This is a genomic window from Mycobacterium sp. 1164985.4 (assembly GCF_001668575.1).
Taxonomy (GTDB): Bacteria; Actinomycetota; Actinomycetes; order Mycobacteriales; family Mycobacteriaceae; genus Mycobacterium.
Genome location: NZ_LZMD01000058.1, coordinates 22,713 through 36,538, shown reverse-complemented (window position 1 = coordinate 36,538; position 13,826 = coordinate 22,713). Strand labels below are relative to the sequence as shown.

Below are 13,826 nucleotides of genomic sequence, written 5' to 3'. Positions count from 1 at the left end.
CGTAAAACTGCCCGAAATTCGCGGAAAAGCGGCAGGTTCGCGTCTGCTCGCGAAGGAAGTTATCCACAGGCGTACGCACTAACGTCGCTCTGACCCCGCGAGCCGTTCGATGATCGACTGGTGCGCTTGGACGATGTGTTCGCCGCGAATGACGGTTTGGCGACGACCCGCCAACTACTCGACGTGATGTCGTACCGCACGCTCGCCAGACGCGTCAGGGACGGAAGGGTGATCCGCGTGTGGCACGGCGTGTACGCCCAACATCCGCCGACGACACTCGACCGCCTCGCGGCCCTCGACGTCATCTCCGGTAAGAGAATCGTCGCGTGCCTGCACACCGCCGCTGAGCTTTACGGCTTCAACACCGAGAACGACAGTCGCATCCACATCCTCGATCCCGGTGTGCGGATGCGGCCCTCAGAGGCGCTGGCGGTCCATCAGCGAATCGGCGCTCCGCTCAAGCGCATACACGGACGACTAGCCACTGCCCCGGCCTGGACGGCAGTCGAGCTAGCCCGAACCGTCCGGCGCCCCCGTGCGCTGGCAGTTCTCGACTCCGTCCTGCACGCCGAATGTTGCACGCGCGCCGAACTCCACGCGGCGATTGCCGAACAGCGAGGTCGTCGCGGAATCGTCAAGGTCCGAGACGTCTACGACTATGTCGACGCACGAGCGGAGTCACCGCTGGAGAGTGAAACGCGGCTCGTCTTCATCGACGCCGGCCTGCCTCGACCGGAGCTGCAGTACGAGATCGTCGACAAGAGCGGGCGACTCTGGCGCGTCGACTTCGCCTGGCCGACCGACAAAGTGGCCGCCGAGTACGAAAGCATGCAGTGGCATGCAACGCCGGAAGCGCTCAAGCACGACCGGATGAAGGTCGCGCGATTGCAGGAATGCGGTTGGACGACCATTCCGATCGTCATCGACGACCTACACCGACCGTCAGAACTCGCGCGGCGGGTCGCGACCCTGCTGGACCGCAGTCGCTCGGTCGCGTGAGCAGACGTATAACTGCCCAAAAAATCGCGAAAAGGCGGCAGGTTTACGTCTGCTCGCGGAAGAGGGGTTTAGCCCAGGCCGTGCAGGATGACGCCGTTGCAGTCGGCGGCGGCCTGACGCAGCTTCGCGGCGGCCTGGTACTCGTCGGAGTAATACCAAGCCTTGGCCGCCTCTTCGGACTCGAACTCGAGCAGCACGGTCTGCGTGCCGTGCCACGTGCCCTCGATCACCTCGGCCTTCTGGTCGAACGCCAGCAGGTTCGCGCTGGCCATCGTCTGGCTGGCCACCTTGCCGTACTCCGCCATCCCCTCGGGATCCTTGACGTCCTCGGTGATGAGGATGTACGCCTTCGCCATTCGAGTCTCCTTCTTTGTCAGTCGATTTCGCGAATTGCGCGCTCGGGGCAGTTAGCGATCGCGTCGCGCGCCGCCGATTCCAGTTCGGTCGGCACCTCTTCGGGGTTCGCGACCGCCCAGCCGTCGTCGTTGAGCTCGAACACCTCGGGGCACAACGTCAGGCACATCCCGTGGCCCGCACAGCGGTCTTCGTCGACGGTGACCTTCATCGGGCATCACCCGAAATAACGTCGAACTCCAGATGCAGCTCGGTCAACCCGCGCAGGATGTAGGTCGGAATGTAGTTGTAGCGACGCTCCCCCGGCGGACCGTGCTGGGCCTCGCTGATGCGAATGTCGGTGGTGCGGTCCAACAGTCGCTCCAGTCCGACCCGCGTCTCCGCCCGCGCCAACGGCGCTCCCGGGCAGCTGTGGATACCGCGCCCGAACGCCAGATGCTGGCGGGCGTTCTTGCGCTCGGGGTCGAACGTGTCCGGATCCTCGAACCGACGCGGATCGCGGTTCGCGGCACCGTTGATCACCATGACCGTGCATCCGGCGGCGAGTTGTTGGTCGCCGACGGTCGTGGGCACCCGCGACAGCCGAAAGTCACCCTTGACCGGGCTCTCGATGCGTAGGCACTCCTCGATGAAGTTCGGGAGCAGGCTGCGGTCGTCGCGCAGCTGTCGCTGAATGTCCGGCCGGTCCCCGAGCACCTTCAACGCGGTCGACAGCAGTCGCACCGTGGTCTCCTGGCCGGCCGAGAAGACATTGGTGGCCACTCGCACGACGTCACCCACCTCTGGTGTCGTGCCGTCCGGGAACGACGCGGTGGCCAGCCCCGTCAACACGTCGTCGCGCGGCTCACGCCTGCGGTCCTCGACGTACTCGGCGAACACGTCGTAGAGGTACTCCAGCGGCGTCTTGGCCAACGTCTTGTCGGCATTGCCCAGACCGCTGCCGTGCGTGCCGCGGGCGAGCCGCTCGAGCAACTCCGGGCGGTCCTCCTCGGGGACGCCGAGCAGGTCGGCGATCACCCGCAGCGTGAACGGCGCGGCGAAGCCGGTGATGAACTCGCCCTGTCCCGGCGCGAGGAAGTCGTCGAGGATGTCGTCGGCGAGCTGCCACATCGCGTCCTCGTTCTCCTTGAGGCGCTTCGGCGTGATCAGCCGCATCAGCAGGGCCCGGTGGTTGGTGTGCGTCGGCGGGTCGAGCGTCGGCAGCTGATCGCTGAACGGGATCTCGTCGCGATGCTCCTTGATGATCTCGGTGACGTCGTCGCCTTCCAGCGGCACGGGGAAGCCCGGGAACGGGCCGGTCACCGAGATGCACGAGGAGAACGTCTCGGCGTCGTTGTAGACGTCGACGGCCTCCTGCCAACCGGTCACCATCGTGACGCCGTAGTGGTCCTCGCGGGTCACCGGGCACTTGTTGCGCAGCGCCTCGTAGAACGGGTACGGGTCGGCGGTCAGGCGCCCGTCCCGGAAGAAGTCGACCCTGGTCATGTCCTCGGTGAGGTCCTCGGTCATGCGCCCTCCGTTTCGACGATCTCAGCAGACGAGAACGTGATTCTCATATCCGGGTATCAGATTTCCATAGTGGCACGTCGCCGTCAACGCGCGAGCCGGCGACTTCGGTGCGCTACCAATCGCACAGCGATCAGCAGTGCACCGAAATCACTCACTGGATCGGCTCGTCGCCCAGCACCGTCGTGCGCAGCATCTCGCGCGGCGAGTCCGGGTCATACGGCGCGGCGCGGTGCAGCACCCCGTTGTTGTCCCAGATGACGGTGTCGCCGACGGACCACCGATGGTTGTAGACCAAGTGAGGCTGCGTGGCGCGGTCGAGCAGGTCGGCCAGAAGCGCCCGGCCTTCGTCGAGGTCCATGCCGACGACGTAGTCCGCCGAGGCACCCAACACCAGCGACTTGCGGCCGCTGCGGTGCGTCCACACCAGGGGGTGTTCGTGGGTGGGCCGCGACCGCCATCTGGCCACCAGTTCCGGCGACGGATCGGGGGTCACCCGGCGCTGCGACGCCTCGAGCGAGTGCACCACCCGCAGCGATCCGAAGCGCTGCTTCTCCTCGTCACTGAAGGCCTCGTAGGCCGCGTACGAGTTCGCGAACTCCGTCTCCCCGCCGGTCTCGGCCACCTGCTTGGCCGACAGCACCGTCGCCTTCTGCGGGCACTCGTCGTTGGTGGGCGTGCATCCGTCGATGTGCCAGTCGAACGTCGCCCGCAGATAGTCCGCCGAGGCGTTCTTCGACTTGTCGAGCGTCACCGGGTAGATCCCGGCGACCGGATGATGGCCGTCCGACGAGTGGTCGATCTCGCCGAGGCGTCGGCAGAATGCCACCTGCGCGTCCGGCGTCAGCCCGAGACCGGGAAACACCAGAACGCCGTTGTCCTCCAACGCATCGAGGATCGCGGCGCCCAGCGCGTCGTCGTTGGCCAGCGCATCGGAGTCGAGGCCGGTCACCTCCGCGCCGACCGATGCGGTGAGCTTGTTGATCGTCAGCACTGTCATGCTCGTCCTGTCCTTGTCGTCACGGCACCGGCGAGCTGACACGGTGCATCTCGGCATCGGCCGAGTCGGTGGGCTTCTGCGTACCGAAGACCTCGACGGCCATCGACACCATGATCATCGAATAGATGAGGTACAGCAGGTTCAGCGCGTCCTCGGGCAGATCGTCGAGGGGAAACTTGTCGCAGTAGTCGATCGCTTCCTCGAAGCGCGGCGTGAAAGCGTCGTAGAACTCGCGGATCTCCGGCATGGGCGTGGCCAGCCGGGTCGCCCACCGCTCGGCTTCGGTTGGCAGGCACCACTTTTCGGCGAACGGCTCGAATTCCGCGAACGCACTGGGCAGACGGGTCATGCTCACACCCCCACCGGACTGCGCTCGGCTTTGTATTCCTCGACCCACGTGACGGCCTCGTGGTGCAGATGGCGCACCAGGATCTCCTGGTCGCTGAGCGGGTAATCGTCGACTATCGGTTCACCCAGGCCGTACTCCAGCGCCGCCTGGGTGCCACCGAGCATTCCGGCGTCCTGCAGCGCGAACTCCTTGAGCACCACCGAGGCCACCTCGTGCTCGATGCGCTCGCGCACCGTGCGGGCGGGGTGAAATGCGTTGTAGGCCTCGAACTTGTGGGTGTTGTGTGACGTCGGCCAGTACCTGTACAGCAGGTACCAGCCGTGGTAGATCAGGATCTCAAGGTTCGGGAAGATCTGGAAGTTGGTGATGCCCCAGGGTTCGATGCCGCCGGGGTTGAGCCCGGCCGACTCATGCGTCTCCGGAGTCCGCCACGGGCCGACGAGTCCGCTGCGCGTGATCCGCTCGACCGGATACATGTACTCCGGAGCGAGCAGCCACCGGCGGGTGCCCGCCGTCGACACCAACCGGTGCGGTCCGTCGATCTGGAAGTGACCGCATTCGAAGGTGGCGTTCGGTTGGCGCACCGCGCTGGGGACCTGCTGGGAATGCAGCGACGGAACGTGGTAGTACTCCTGGAACGCGTCAGCGAAGATCTTCCAGTTGCTGTTGTTCTGCGCCTCGAATTCGTAGCGCTCCGTCATCAATTCGAACGGATAGTCGTCGAGCTTGGTGATCATCGGCCCGAGGAACTCGCGCAGGGTCCACCGCGGTTCGGGGTCGAAGTTGATGAAGATGAACCCGTTCCAGACGTCGCACTGCACCGGCTTCAACCCGTGCCGCTCGTGGTCGAGGCCGAAGAACTCGCCCTCCTGCTGAACGAACGTCAGGTCACCCTTGAGGTCGTAGCGCCACCCGTGGTACTTACAGGTGAACTGCCGGCACGTGCCCTTCACCTCTTCCCTGGGAAAGTCGTTCCACACCAACTTGTTTCCGCGGTGGCGGCAGATGTTGTAGAACGCGCGGATCTGTTGATCCTTACCCCGCACCACGATCACCGACGTCTTGGCCGCGTCGATCTCCTTGGTCAGGTAACTTCCGGCCCGAGGCAGCTCCTCCACACGCGCGACGTTGAGCCAGGCGCGTTTGAAGACTGCTTCACATTCGAGGTCGTAGAACTCCGGTGAGATCGAGTCGCGGAACGAGACGGGTCCGGTTCCCAGCTCGGGATAGTGCTCCGTCCAGCTGCCCTCGGCCGGCTTGGGCCACTTAGTAGCCATGAGAACCTCCGTGTCGTTGGTGTGCGGGAAGCGGGCCGGTCATCACAGCACCGATCCGCCGTTGACGCCGAGAATCTGGCCGGTGATGAAGCCGGCCTCCTCAGAGCACAGGAAGCCGACGGCCGCGGCGATGTCGTCACCGGTGCCGAGATGGCCGAGCGGAACGGTCGCCGCCATCTGCTCGTTCGGCGGTAGGTGTCCGGCCTCCTGACCGGCATGTTGCATTGGGGTCTCGATGGCGGACGGCGGGATGTTGTTCACCGTGATGCCGGCCGGGCCGTACTCGCGCGCAAGCGATTTGGTCAGCGAGAGCAGCGCCCCCTTGGACGCGGCGTAGTGGGCCATCCTCGGCGAACCCCGCTGCGCACTGGACGACGAAATCATCACGATGCGGCCCCAACCCGCTTCGAGCATGTCGGTCACCGCCACCTGACAGCAGTGAAACGTCCCAGTGAGGTTGACGTCGATCAACCGCTGCCACGCCTGCGGTGTGATGTCGGTGAAGGCCGCCCAGTCCACCGCCCCAGCGCTGGTGACCAGGATGTGCACCGGCCCCAACTCGCTGCGCACCTTCGCGAACGCCTCCTCGACGGCCGTGCGGTCGCTGACGTCGGCAGCGATTCCCAGCGCGGTGACGCCGGAGGACCGCAGCTCTTCGGCGACCCGTTGTGCCGCTTCGCCGTTGACGTCGAGCACGCCCACCTTGTGGCCGCGACGACCGAGTTCGCGGCACGTCGCCTCCCCCATGCCCGACGCACCGCCGGTCACCACCGCGACGCGGCTCATCGCATCCGTCCCATCACTCGACCTCGCCTCTACTCATAGACCACGTGGACCGTCCGGCTCGTCGGCAGGGACTGGCACGTCAGCACCCAGCCTTCGGCCACTTCGTCGTCATCCAGAGCGTCGTTGTTCAGCATCCGGGCGCTTCCGGACACGATGCGCGCCATACACGTTCCGCACGAGCCCGTCTCGCACGACGACGGCGCACGCAGACCCGCCATCCGCGCCGTCTGCAACAGTGTGTTGCCCGAGCGGTAGGCAGCGGTGGTGGTCGCCCGATCGAGTTCGATGACCACCTCTTCGGTCTGCTCCGTGGCGGCGGCGACCTCACTGGACACCGGGTTCACCGAAAACCGCTCGAGGTGCAGGCGTTCGCGGGGCACGCCCGTGCGCAACAGGGTGCTCTCCACCGTGTCCATAAACGGCCCGGGGCCGCAGATGTAGTAGTCAACGTCGCCGCACGACGATGCGAATACCTCGACCGCGGCGGGTTGGACGACGCCGGTCTCATCGTCGAAGTGACCGGTGACCGACAGGCGTTCGGGGTTGGCGGCGGCGAGCGTCGTCAGCGCCTCGCCGAAGATCACCGAGTCGCGACTGCGGTTGGCGTAGAAGAGCCTGATCCGCCGGCGCGTGCTCACCAACGCCGAACCGATCAGCGAGAAGATCGGGGTGATACCGCTGCCACCGGCGAATGCGACGATGTCACGCTCGGTCTCGCCGAGCAGAAACCGGCCGTCGGGCGGCGCGGCGTGGATCTCCGCGCCGACTTTCGCGGTGTCGTTAAGCCAGTTCGAGACCAGGCCGCCCGGATCGCGCTTGACGGTGATCTGCAGGTCGTTGCCGTTGTGCGGGAACGACGACATTGAGTAGCACCGCCGATGGGCGTCGCCGTCGAGGTTCACCTGCAGCGTCAGGAACTGACCGGGCTTGTAGCGGAAGCGGTGTGAGCAGTCCGCCGGCACATCGAGGACCAGCGACACGGCGTCGCTCGTCTCGCGCACCACCCGTTTGATGCGCAGTGGCGCGAACTCTTCGGCGGACATCGTCATCAGAGTATCAAGTACTTGCGATTGATCTCAACAGTAAGGGTGAGCCTGGGTGACGATCGCCGACCTGCCGTTGATCCGCAGCCACATCGGTTTCGGCGATGCTCGAGGGGTTCACTCGCCGATGTGATCGTCGGCCATTGTGTGCCCGGTGCCCTTGACGACCACCCGGGCCAGCAGGTCGCGCAATGTCTGCTGTTCCTCCTGCGTGAGGACGCCGAACACCGCCTCGTGCGCTGCGATCGCGTCGCTGACGACGGCGCCGGCGACCTTGCGGCCTTCAGATGTGAGATAGGCCTTCAAAATTCGCGCATGTTGTGGGTCGGGTTTGCGTTCGACCAGCCCGCGCTGTTCGAGAGCCTTGACCGCGAGCTGCACACCCTGCGGGGTGATCAACAGGCGACGCGCGAGTTCCGCGCCGGAGAGCCCTGGTTCGTTGGCGAGCTGACGCAGAACACCGATCTGTGCGGTGCTGACGCCGTGTTGGCTGACCGCGTCGTTGACCGCCGTAAGCGCGAAGTACCAGGCCTGTTTGAGATGCCACAGGATGTTGTCGCCGAGTTCCATACCCAGATCTGGGTTTGCCTGCCTAGCCACCGTCCCGGCTCCCTTTGTGCTTGAAGACCTGACCGTCCTTCATCACGAAGCACACGTCGAGGGTGGCGGCGATGTCGCGGGACGGGTCGCCGGGAACCGCGACGATGTCGGCGAGGTACCCGGGTGCCAGGCGGCCCAGTTCGTCGTCGGCCTCGATCAGCTCGGCACTGGTGACGGTCGCTGCGCGGATCGCCTGCATCGGCGTCATGCCCCGCTCCACGAGCGCGCACAGTTCCTTGGCGTTCTGTCCGTGCGGGATCGCCGGCGCGTCGGTACCGCAGGCGATGCGCACACCCGCCGCGATGGCCTTGGGCAGCATGGCCTGTGCGCGGGGGAACACCTCCTCGGCTTTCTTGCGCAGCTCGGGCGCGATGCGGTCGACGGCCATCGCCTGGGTCAGGTAGGTGGTCGAGACCAGGAACGTGCCGGTGTCGGCCATCAGCTGGATGGTCTCGTCGCTCGCGAGGAAGCCGTGCTCGATGCAGTCGATACCGGCTTTGATGCAGGCCCGGATCGCGCTGTCCCCCACCGCGTGTGCGGCGACGCGAACTCCGGCGCGGTGGGCCTCGTCGGCGATCGCGGCGAACTCGTCGTCGCTGTACTGCTGTGCGCCCGGGGCGGTGCTGTGCGACATCACCCCGCCGGAGGCGGACACCTTGATCAACTTGGCGCCGTGGCGGACCTGGTAGCGCACGCAGGCGCGCACGTCGTCGACGCCGTTGGCGATGCCCTCGGCCACCGACAACGGCATGATCCCCGGCGCGAGACGCTGGAACACCGTCGGGTCGAGGTGACCGCCGTACGGGGTGACCGCATGCCCGGCCGGGTAGATTCGCGGCCCGGGGTGCCAGCCCTGGTCGATCGCGCTCTGTAGAGCCACGTCCAGCAGGTAGCCGCCGGTCTTGACCATCAGGCCGAGGTTGCGCACGGTGGTGAACCCGGCCTCGAGAGTGGTGCGGGCGTTGACCGCGCCGCGCAGCGTGCGATAGGCGGGGTCGTCCTGCACGCCGTGCATCGGGCTCGGCAGACCCTCGGGTCCGCCGGGCCCGCCGATGAGCAGGTTGAGCTCCATGTCCATCAGACCGGGCAGCAGCGTGACGTCGCCGAGGTCGATCTCGGTGCTCGACTCGTCCTGCGGCTCCGCGGGATTGACCGCGGTGATGCGGTTGCCCTCGACGACGACGACGGCCGGCGAACGCACCTCCCCGGTCTCGACGTCTGTCCAGCGCGCGGCGCGCAGGACGATGCGCGTCGTCACGGAACCGGTTCGGAAACGCAGTCCAGCGTGGTGGCGCCCGAATCGGGAACCTTGGGCTGCTTCCAGCACTCGACCGGGAAGGACACCTGGATCATCGAATACAGCAGGTGCATCAGGTTGAGCACGTCCTCGGGCAGGTCGTCGAGCGAGAACTTGTCGCAGTAGGCGAGGGCCTCCTCGGCGCGCGCGGTGATCGCGTCGTAAAACGCCTGCATCTCGGTCATCGTCGACGAGAGCCGCTTCTCGTATCGCTCGGCCTCAGAACCCAAGCACCAGTCCGAGAACTGTTCGAGGTCAGCGAATTCGGGCGGCAGCTTATGGGTTTCGGTCGTCGTCATCTCAGACAACCGCCGTCTTGCGTTCGTAGCTCTCCACCCATGCCGCGGTCTCCTTGTGCAGGTGGCGTATCAGCACTTCCTGGTCGCAGAGCAGGAAGTCGTCGAGCACACGCGACTCGATCATCGACTGCGTGGCCTCCAAGGTGTTGGCGTCCTGTAGGCCGTATTCCTTGAACGACACCGCGGCCAGTTCCTGCGCGACGCGTTCACGGGGAGTGCGCGGCTGCGGGAAATACACCGTGCCCTCGAACACATGCGTGTTGTACGACGTCGGCCAATAGTGATACGTCAGGTACCAGCCCTGGCCCCAGAAAAGGATGACGAAGTTCGGGAAGAGCTGGAACGAATCGAGGCCCCACGGATCGCATTTCGCGGGGTTCAGTCCGACGGGCATCTCCCCCAGGTCCGGTTTGTCCCACGGTCCGAAAAGACCACTGCGACAGATGTCCTCGATCGGTTTGCGCATCTCGTCGGCCATCTCCCAGGCGCGCACGCCGGAGGTGCTGACCAGCCGGTGCGGGCCCTCGATCCGGTAGTGCGGCGCCTCGAAACCAGCCTCGGCGGCGGCCTTCGAGTACGCGGTCGGCGACTGGTTCGCGTGCAGCACCGGTGCGTGGTAGAACTCCTGGAACGCGTCCATGTAGAGCTTCCAGTTCGCCTTGACCTCGGAGCGGTAGTAGAACCGCGACGTCATCTTGTCGAAGGGGTAGCCCTCCAGATCCGTGATCATCGGTCCGAGGAACTCCCGCAGCGACTGCTCGGGTTCCTTGGCGAAGTTGACGAAGATGAACCCTTCCCACACCTCACAGTGCACCGGGACCAGCCCGTAGCGGCTCTTGTCGAGGTTGAAGAACTCACCCTCCTGTTGCACGAAGGTGAGGTTGCCGTCGAGGTCGTAGCGCCAGGCGTGGTACTTGCAGGTGAACTGCCGGCACACCCCGCTGGTCTCCTCCAGCGGCATGTCGTTCCACACCAGCTTGTTGCCCCGGTGTCGGCAGATGTTGTGGTAGGCCTTGACCTCGCCGGAGGTGGTCCGCACCACGATGATGGAGGTGTTGGCAACCTTCATCTCTTTGGTGAAGTAGCTGCCCTTGCGCGGAACCTGTTCCACGCGACCGACATTCAGCCAGGCGCGCTTGAAGATCGCCCTTCGTTCCTTCTCATAGAACTCCGGGCTGATGGAGTCCTCGTAGGAGACGGGATCGGTACCCAGTTCCGGATAGTGTTCTGTCCAACTTCCCTCTGGCGGTTTGGGAAAGCGAGCCATTGCCTACTCCTGTCGACCGCCCGGCCTAAACCGTGCCGGGAGCTGCAGCGCCGACGGTATATGCTCCATGTCACAATCGCAAGTAGTTGATACAGGGTCGACGCGGGCGAACGCCGTGACCGAATTTCTGCACGACGGTCACCCCCGCTCGCCACGGCGCAAGCGGCGCGAAAGGGTGTGCACACAAATGCGATCGGACGAGTTGTTCATCGGTGGCCGGTGGTCCGGGGCGAGCGCCGCAGACCGCATCGAGGTCGTCTCCCCGCACACCGAGGAACCCGTCGCGCGCGTGGCCGCCGCGGCTCCGGCAGACATCGACGCCGCCGTCGCGGCCGCGCGGTCGGCCTTCGACTCCGGCCCGTGGCCGCGCCTGGAGCCGGGCGAGCGGATCGCCGCGGTGCGCAAGCTGGCCGAGCGCTACGGCGAGCGTCGCGGCGAGATGGCCGAAACCATCACCGCCGAGATCGGGGCGCCGATCAGCTTCGCCCAGCGCGCACAGGTCGGGTTGCCCGCGATGATGATGTCCGCGTTCTGCGATCTGGCCGAGACATACCCGTGGAGCGAGTCCCGACCGGGGATGTACGGAACCGATATCCGCATCCGCCGCGAGCCGGTAGGCGTTGTCGCCGCGATCGTGCCGTGGAACATGCCGCAGTTCCTGATCGTCACCAAGCTGATTCCGGCGCTGCTCGCCGGCTGCACGGTCGTTCTCAAGCCGGCGCCCGAGTCGCCGCTGAACGCACTGCTGCTGGCCGAGATGATCGCCGAGGCCGGGTTGCCCGACGGCGTCGTCAGCGTGCTGCCCGGCGATCGGCCCGCAGGCGAATACCTCGTCAAACACCCTGACGTGGACAAGGTCTCGTTCACCGGGTCCACCGCGGCGGGCAAGGCAGTGGCCGCCGCGTGCGCGGTCGATCTGCGGCGCGTCAGCCTCGAACTCGGCGGGAAATCGGCGGCCATCGTGCTCGAGGATGCCGACCCGTCGGCCGTCGCCGCCGGTGTGCGCTCGGCCAGCCTGGCCAACAGCGGGCAGATTTGCAACGCGCTCACCCGGATCCTGGTGCCCGCCGCGCGGTCCGCCGACTTCACCGAAGCCCTGGCCGCGGAGATGTCGAAGCTGGTCGTCGGCGATCCGACGGATCCCGCCACGCAGGTGGGACCGCTCGTCGCCCAGCGCCAGCAGGAGCGCGTGCGAGGCTACATCCGCAAGGGTGAGTCCGAAGGTGCGCGCGTCGTCGTCGGGGGTGCCGACATGCCCGACGGGATCGAGCGGGGCTGGTACGTCCGCCCGACGCTGTTCGCTGACGCCGACAACGCGATGACGATCGCGCGTGAGGAGATCTTCGGGCCCGTCCTCACCGTGATCGGCTACGCCGACGAGGACGAAGCGGTGGCCATCGCCAACGACTCCGACTACGGCCTGGCCGGATCGGTGTGGACCGGTGACACCGAGCACGGACTCGCCGTCGCCGAACGCATCCGCACAGGCACGTTCGGCGTCAACCAGGGCTACACGATGGATCCGTTCGCACCGTTCGGCGGCGTCAAGGCCAGCGGATACGGGCGCGAACTCGGCCGCGAGGGCATCGACGGCTACACCGATACGAAGTCGATATCGGTTGCGGCGGGTAAGGGAGCGTGACCGCATGACGACGCTGCACACCCGCGAGCCGAACTTCGCCCGGCCCGTCGCGCCGCACCGGGGCAGGATCTATCTGGGCGTCGCGCTGCTTACTGGAGTCGTCTTCCTCGCGATGACGATCGGCGTTCAGTTCGGGCTGATCGCTCCTTCGTTCACCGCAGATGTCATCGCCAACCTGCTCTTCGGCATACCGGTGATCCTGGTGCCCGTCGTCATCCTCTGGGATGCGCCGGGCGAGAACCGCACTCGGCTCGACAAAGCCGCCGAGCTCACGCTGTTCTACTTGCCCTACACCGCGTGCAGTCAGATCGGCTACGAGCTCATGTTCCTCGTCGGCCACCCGCTCGGCTGGTGGACGCCCACGACCGACCCCGGTTGGAAATGGCTCTGGTGGCAGTACGCGCTGGCCGACACCCGTTACGTCAGCGGGAACCCGTGGATCTTCGCGTTGGAGGTGGTCGGCGTCACCACCGGCGTCTTCGTATTCGTCATGTGGACGCGACTGATGAAGGTCGACCTCTCCACGGAGTCCCGGATCCGTTGTCTGTGGGGCGCATTCGCGGGATGCGCGGTCCTGATGAGCAGCACCGCGGTGTACTTCCTCGCGGAGGTGGGTGCAGGGTTCGAGAACATCGGCCAGGACGGGTACGGCCTCGGCTTCAAGTTCATCGCCGAGAACGTCCCCTTCATGGTGCTACCGCCGCTGGTCCTCTACGCGATTCACCTGCAAATCGACTACCTGACCCGCCAGGCGGGACCGCGGAACGTCACGGGAACTTGATCGCCGAAACGTACATGTCGATGATCGGCCGGTAGAGGTCGACGTCGTCGAGTTCACTGCCGAGCACGATGGCGTCGCTGGTCGCGATCAGCACCTGGGCGAACGTCAACGGCGGAATCGACAGGGTGCCGCCGAGCCGGTCGATGCCGTCGACGATGAACTTCGCCAACTTCTCGACCACCTCCGCCCGCTTGCCGACCACGCGTTCGCGCGCCTCCGGATTGCGCAGCAGGTACAGCGTGAACTCGTGTCCGAGGGCGGCGTGTTCGGCGCCGCGGTCCCGGCTGAGCTGACGCCACCGTCGTGCGATCTCGTCACGCTCGCGGGCGCCGACCTGTTCCGACGACGACATCACCTCGGCGAAGTTGTCGAAATACCGCCGCCAGTACCGGTCACTGACGGCCAGGAAGAGCTCCTCTTTGGTCGAGAAGTGCTTGTAGATGGCGCCCTTGGTATAGCCGGCCGCGTAGGCGATGTCGTCGAGAGTCGCTGCGGTGAAACCCTTTTCGGCGAACACGTCCTCGGCGGCGTCGAGCAGCAGCGACCGGGTGTGCTCGAGTCGCCGCTCCCTGGTCCACCGCTCCGCCATGTCGGAAGTCTGCCACACGAATCTGAGAATCCGTCTG

At 65.9% G+C, this 13,826-nt stretch carries 16 protein-coding genes; 3 read left to right on the top strand and 13 right to left on the bottom strand.

The window, feature by feature from the left end; genetic code table 11:
* Window positions 1-186 precede the first annotated feature (186 nt).
* Window positions 187-999 carry a type IV toxin-antitoxin system AbiEi family antitoxin gene (locus A5650_RS09985; RefSeq protein WP_231992590.1) on the top strand — a complete coding sequence of 271 codons (813 nt, stop codon included), beginning with the start codon at window positions 187-189 and terminating at the stop codon, window positions 997-999.
* Between the two features lie 68 nt (window positions 1,000-1,067).
* On the opposite strand, the gene A5650_RS09980 is transcribed toward A5650_RS09985, so the two are convergent.
* From A5650_RS09980 to A5650_RS09925, 12 genes are all read right to left on the bottom strand, one after another.
* Complete coding sequence (locus tag A5650_RS09980; protein ID WP_067082729.1) at window positions 1,068-1,355, bottom strand: DUF1330 domain-containing protein; 288 nt, start codon at window positions 1,353-1,355, stop codon at window positions 1,068-1,070.
* Window positions 1,356-1,372: 17 nt separating this feature from the next.
* Complete coding sequence (locus tag A5650_RS09975; RefSeq protein WP_067289860.1) at window positions 1,373-1,564, bottom strand: ferredoxin; 192 nt, start codon at window positions 1,562-1,564, stop codon at window positions 1,373-1,375.
* Window positions 1,561-2,862, bottom strand: a complete 1,302-nt coding sequence (locus tag A5650_RS09970) for a cytochrome P450 (RefSeq protein WP_067289858.1) — start codon at window positions 2,860-2,862, stop codon at window positions 1,561-1,563. Before A5650_RS09970 ends, A5650_RS09975 begins: the two co-directional genes overlap by 4 nt.
* A gap of 151 nt (window positions 2,863-3,013) precedes the next feature.
* Window positions 3,014-3,859 carry a TauD/TfdA dioxygenase family protein gene (locus A5650_RS09965; RefSeq protein WP_067289855.1) on the bottom strand — a complete coding sequence of 282 codons (846 nt, stop codon included), beginning with the start codon at window positions 3,857-3,859 and terminating at the stop codon, window positions 3,014-3,016.
* Between the two features lie 19 nt (window positions 3,860-3,878).
* Window positions 3,879-4,208, bottom strand: coding sequence for a hypothetical protein (locus tag A5650_RS09960; protein WP_067290010.1), 330 nt, complete (start codon window positions 4,206-4,208; stop codon window positions 3,879-3,881).
* Window positions 4,209-4,210: 2 nt separating this feature from the next.
* Window positions 4,211-5,485 carry an aromatic ring-hydroxylating oxygenase subunit alpha gene (locus tag A5650_RS09955; protein ID WP_067289852.1) on the bottom strand — a complete coding sequence of 425 codons (1,275 nt, stop codon included), beginning with the start codon at window positions 5,483-5,485 and terminating at the stop codon, window positions 4,211-4,213.
* A 42-nt stretch (window positions 5,486-5,527) separates the two neighbouring features.
* The gene (locus A5650_RS09950) at window positions 5,528-6,271 is read right to left on the bottom strand and encodes an SDR family NAD(P)-dependent oxidoreductase (RefSeq protein ID WP_067289849.1); all 744 of its coding nucleotides are present in this window, start codon (window positions 6,269-6,271) and stop codon (window positions 5,528-5,530) included.
* Between the two features lie 29 nt (window positions 6,272-6,300).
* A complete protein-coding gene (locus A5650_RS09945) occupies window positions 6,301-7,314 on the bottom strand; it encodes a ferredoxin--NADP reductase (protein ID WP_231992587.1) in 1,014 nt (337 codons plus the stop codon).
* A 117-nt stretch (window positions 7,315-7,431) separates the two neighbouring features.
* Complete coding sequence (locus A5650_RS09940) at window positions 7,432-7,884, bottom strand: MarR family winged helix-turn-helix transcriptional regulator (protein ID WP_067289842.1); 453 nt, start codon at window positions 7,882-7,884, stop codon at window positions 7,432-7,434.
* A gap of 22 nt (window positions 7,885-7,906) precedes the next feature.
* Window positions 7,907-9,172 carry a metal-dependent hydrolase family protein gene (locus A5650_RS09935; RefSeq protein WP_067289839.1) on the bottom strand — a complete coding sequence of 422 codons (1,266 nt, stop codon included), beginning with the start codon at window positions 9,170-9,172 and terminating at the stop codon, window positions 7,907-7,909.
* Window positions 9,169-9,510 carry a hypothetical protein gene (locus tag A5650_RS09930; RefSeq protein WP_067289835.1) on the bottom strand — a complete coding sequence of 114 codons (342 nt, stop codon included), beginning with the start codon at window positions 9,508-9,510 and terminating at the stop codon, window positions 9,169-9,171. Before A5650_RS09930 ends, A5650_RS09935 begins: the two co-directional genes overlap by 4 nt.
* Before the next feature lies 1 nt (window position 9,511).
* Window positions 9,512-10,777 carry an aromatic ring-hydroxylating oxygenase subunit alpha gene (locus A5650_RS09925; RefSeq protein ID WP_067289832.1) on the bottom strand — a complete coding sequence of 422 codons (1,266 nt, stop codon included), beginning with the start codon at window positions 10,775-10,777 and terminating at the stop codon, window positions 9,512-9,514.
* A gap of 187 nt (window positions 10,778-10,964) precedes the next feature.
* Here A5650_RS09925 and A5650_RS09920 point away from each other — a divergent pair, with 187 nt between their 5' ends.
* Together A5650_RS09920 and A5650_RS09915 are read left to right on the top strand one after the other, a co-directional pair.
* Window positions 10,965-12,419 (top strand): aldehyde dehydrogenase, encoded by a 1,455-nt coding sequence (locus A5650_RS09920; RefSeq protein WP_067290006.1) that lies wholly within the window; start codon window positions 10,965-10,967, stop codon window positions 12,417-12,419.
* A 4-nt stretch (window positions 12,420-12,423) separates the two neighbouring features.
* Window positions 12,424-13,200 carry an emopamil-binding protein gene (locus tag A5650_RS09915; RefSeq protein ID WP_067289829.1) on the top strand — a complete coding sequence of 259 codons (777 nt, stop codon included), beginning with the start codon at window positions 12,424-12,426 and terminating at the stop codon, window positions 13,198-13,200.
* On the opposite strand, the gene A5650_RS09910 is transcribed toward A5650_RS09915, so the two are convergent.
* A complete protein-coding gene (locus A5650_RS09910) occupies window positions 13,187-13,789 on the bottom strand; it encodes a TetR/AcrR family transcriptional regulator (RefSeq protein ID WP_067289826.1) in 603 nt (200 codons plus the stop codon). The two genes, A5650_RS09915 and A5650_RS09910, sit on opposite strands and share 14 nt — an antisense overlap.
* Window positions 13,790-13,826: the final 37 nt, after the last annotated feature.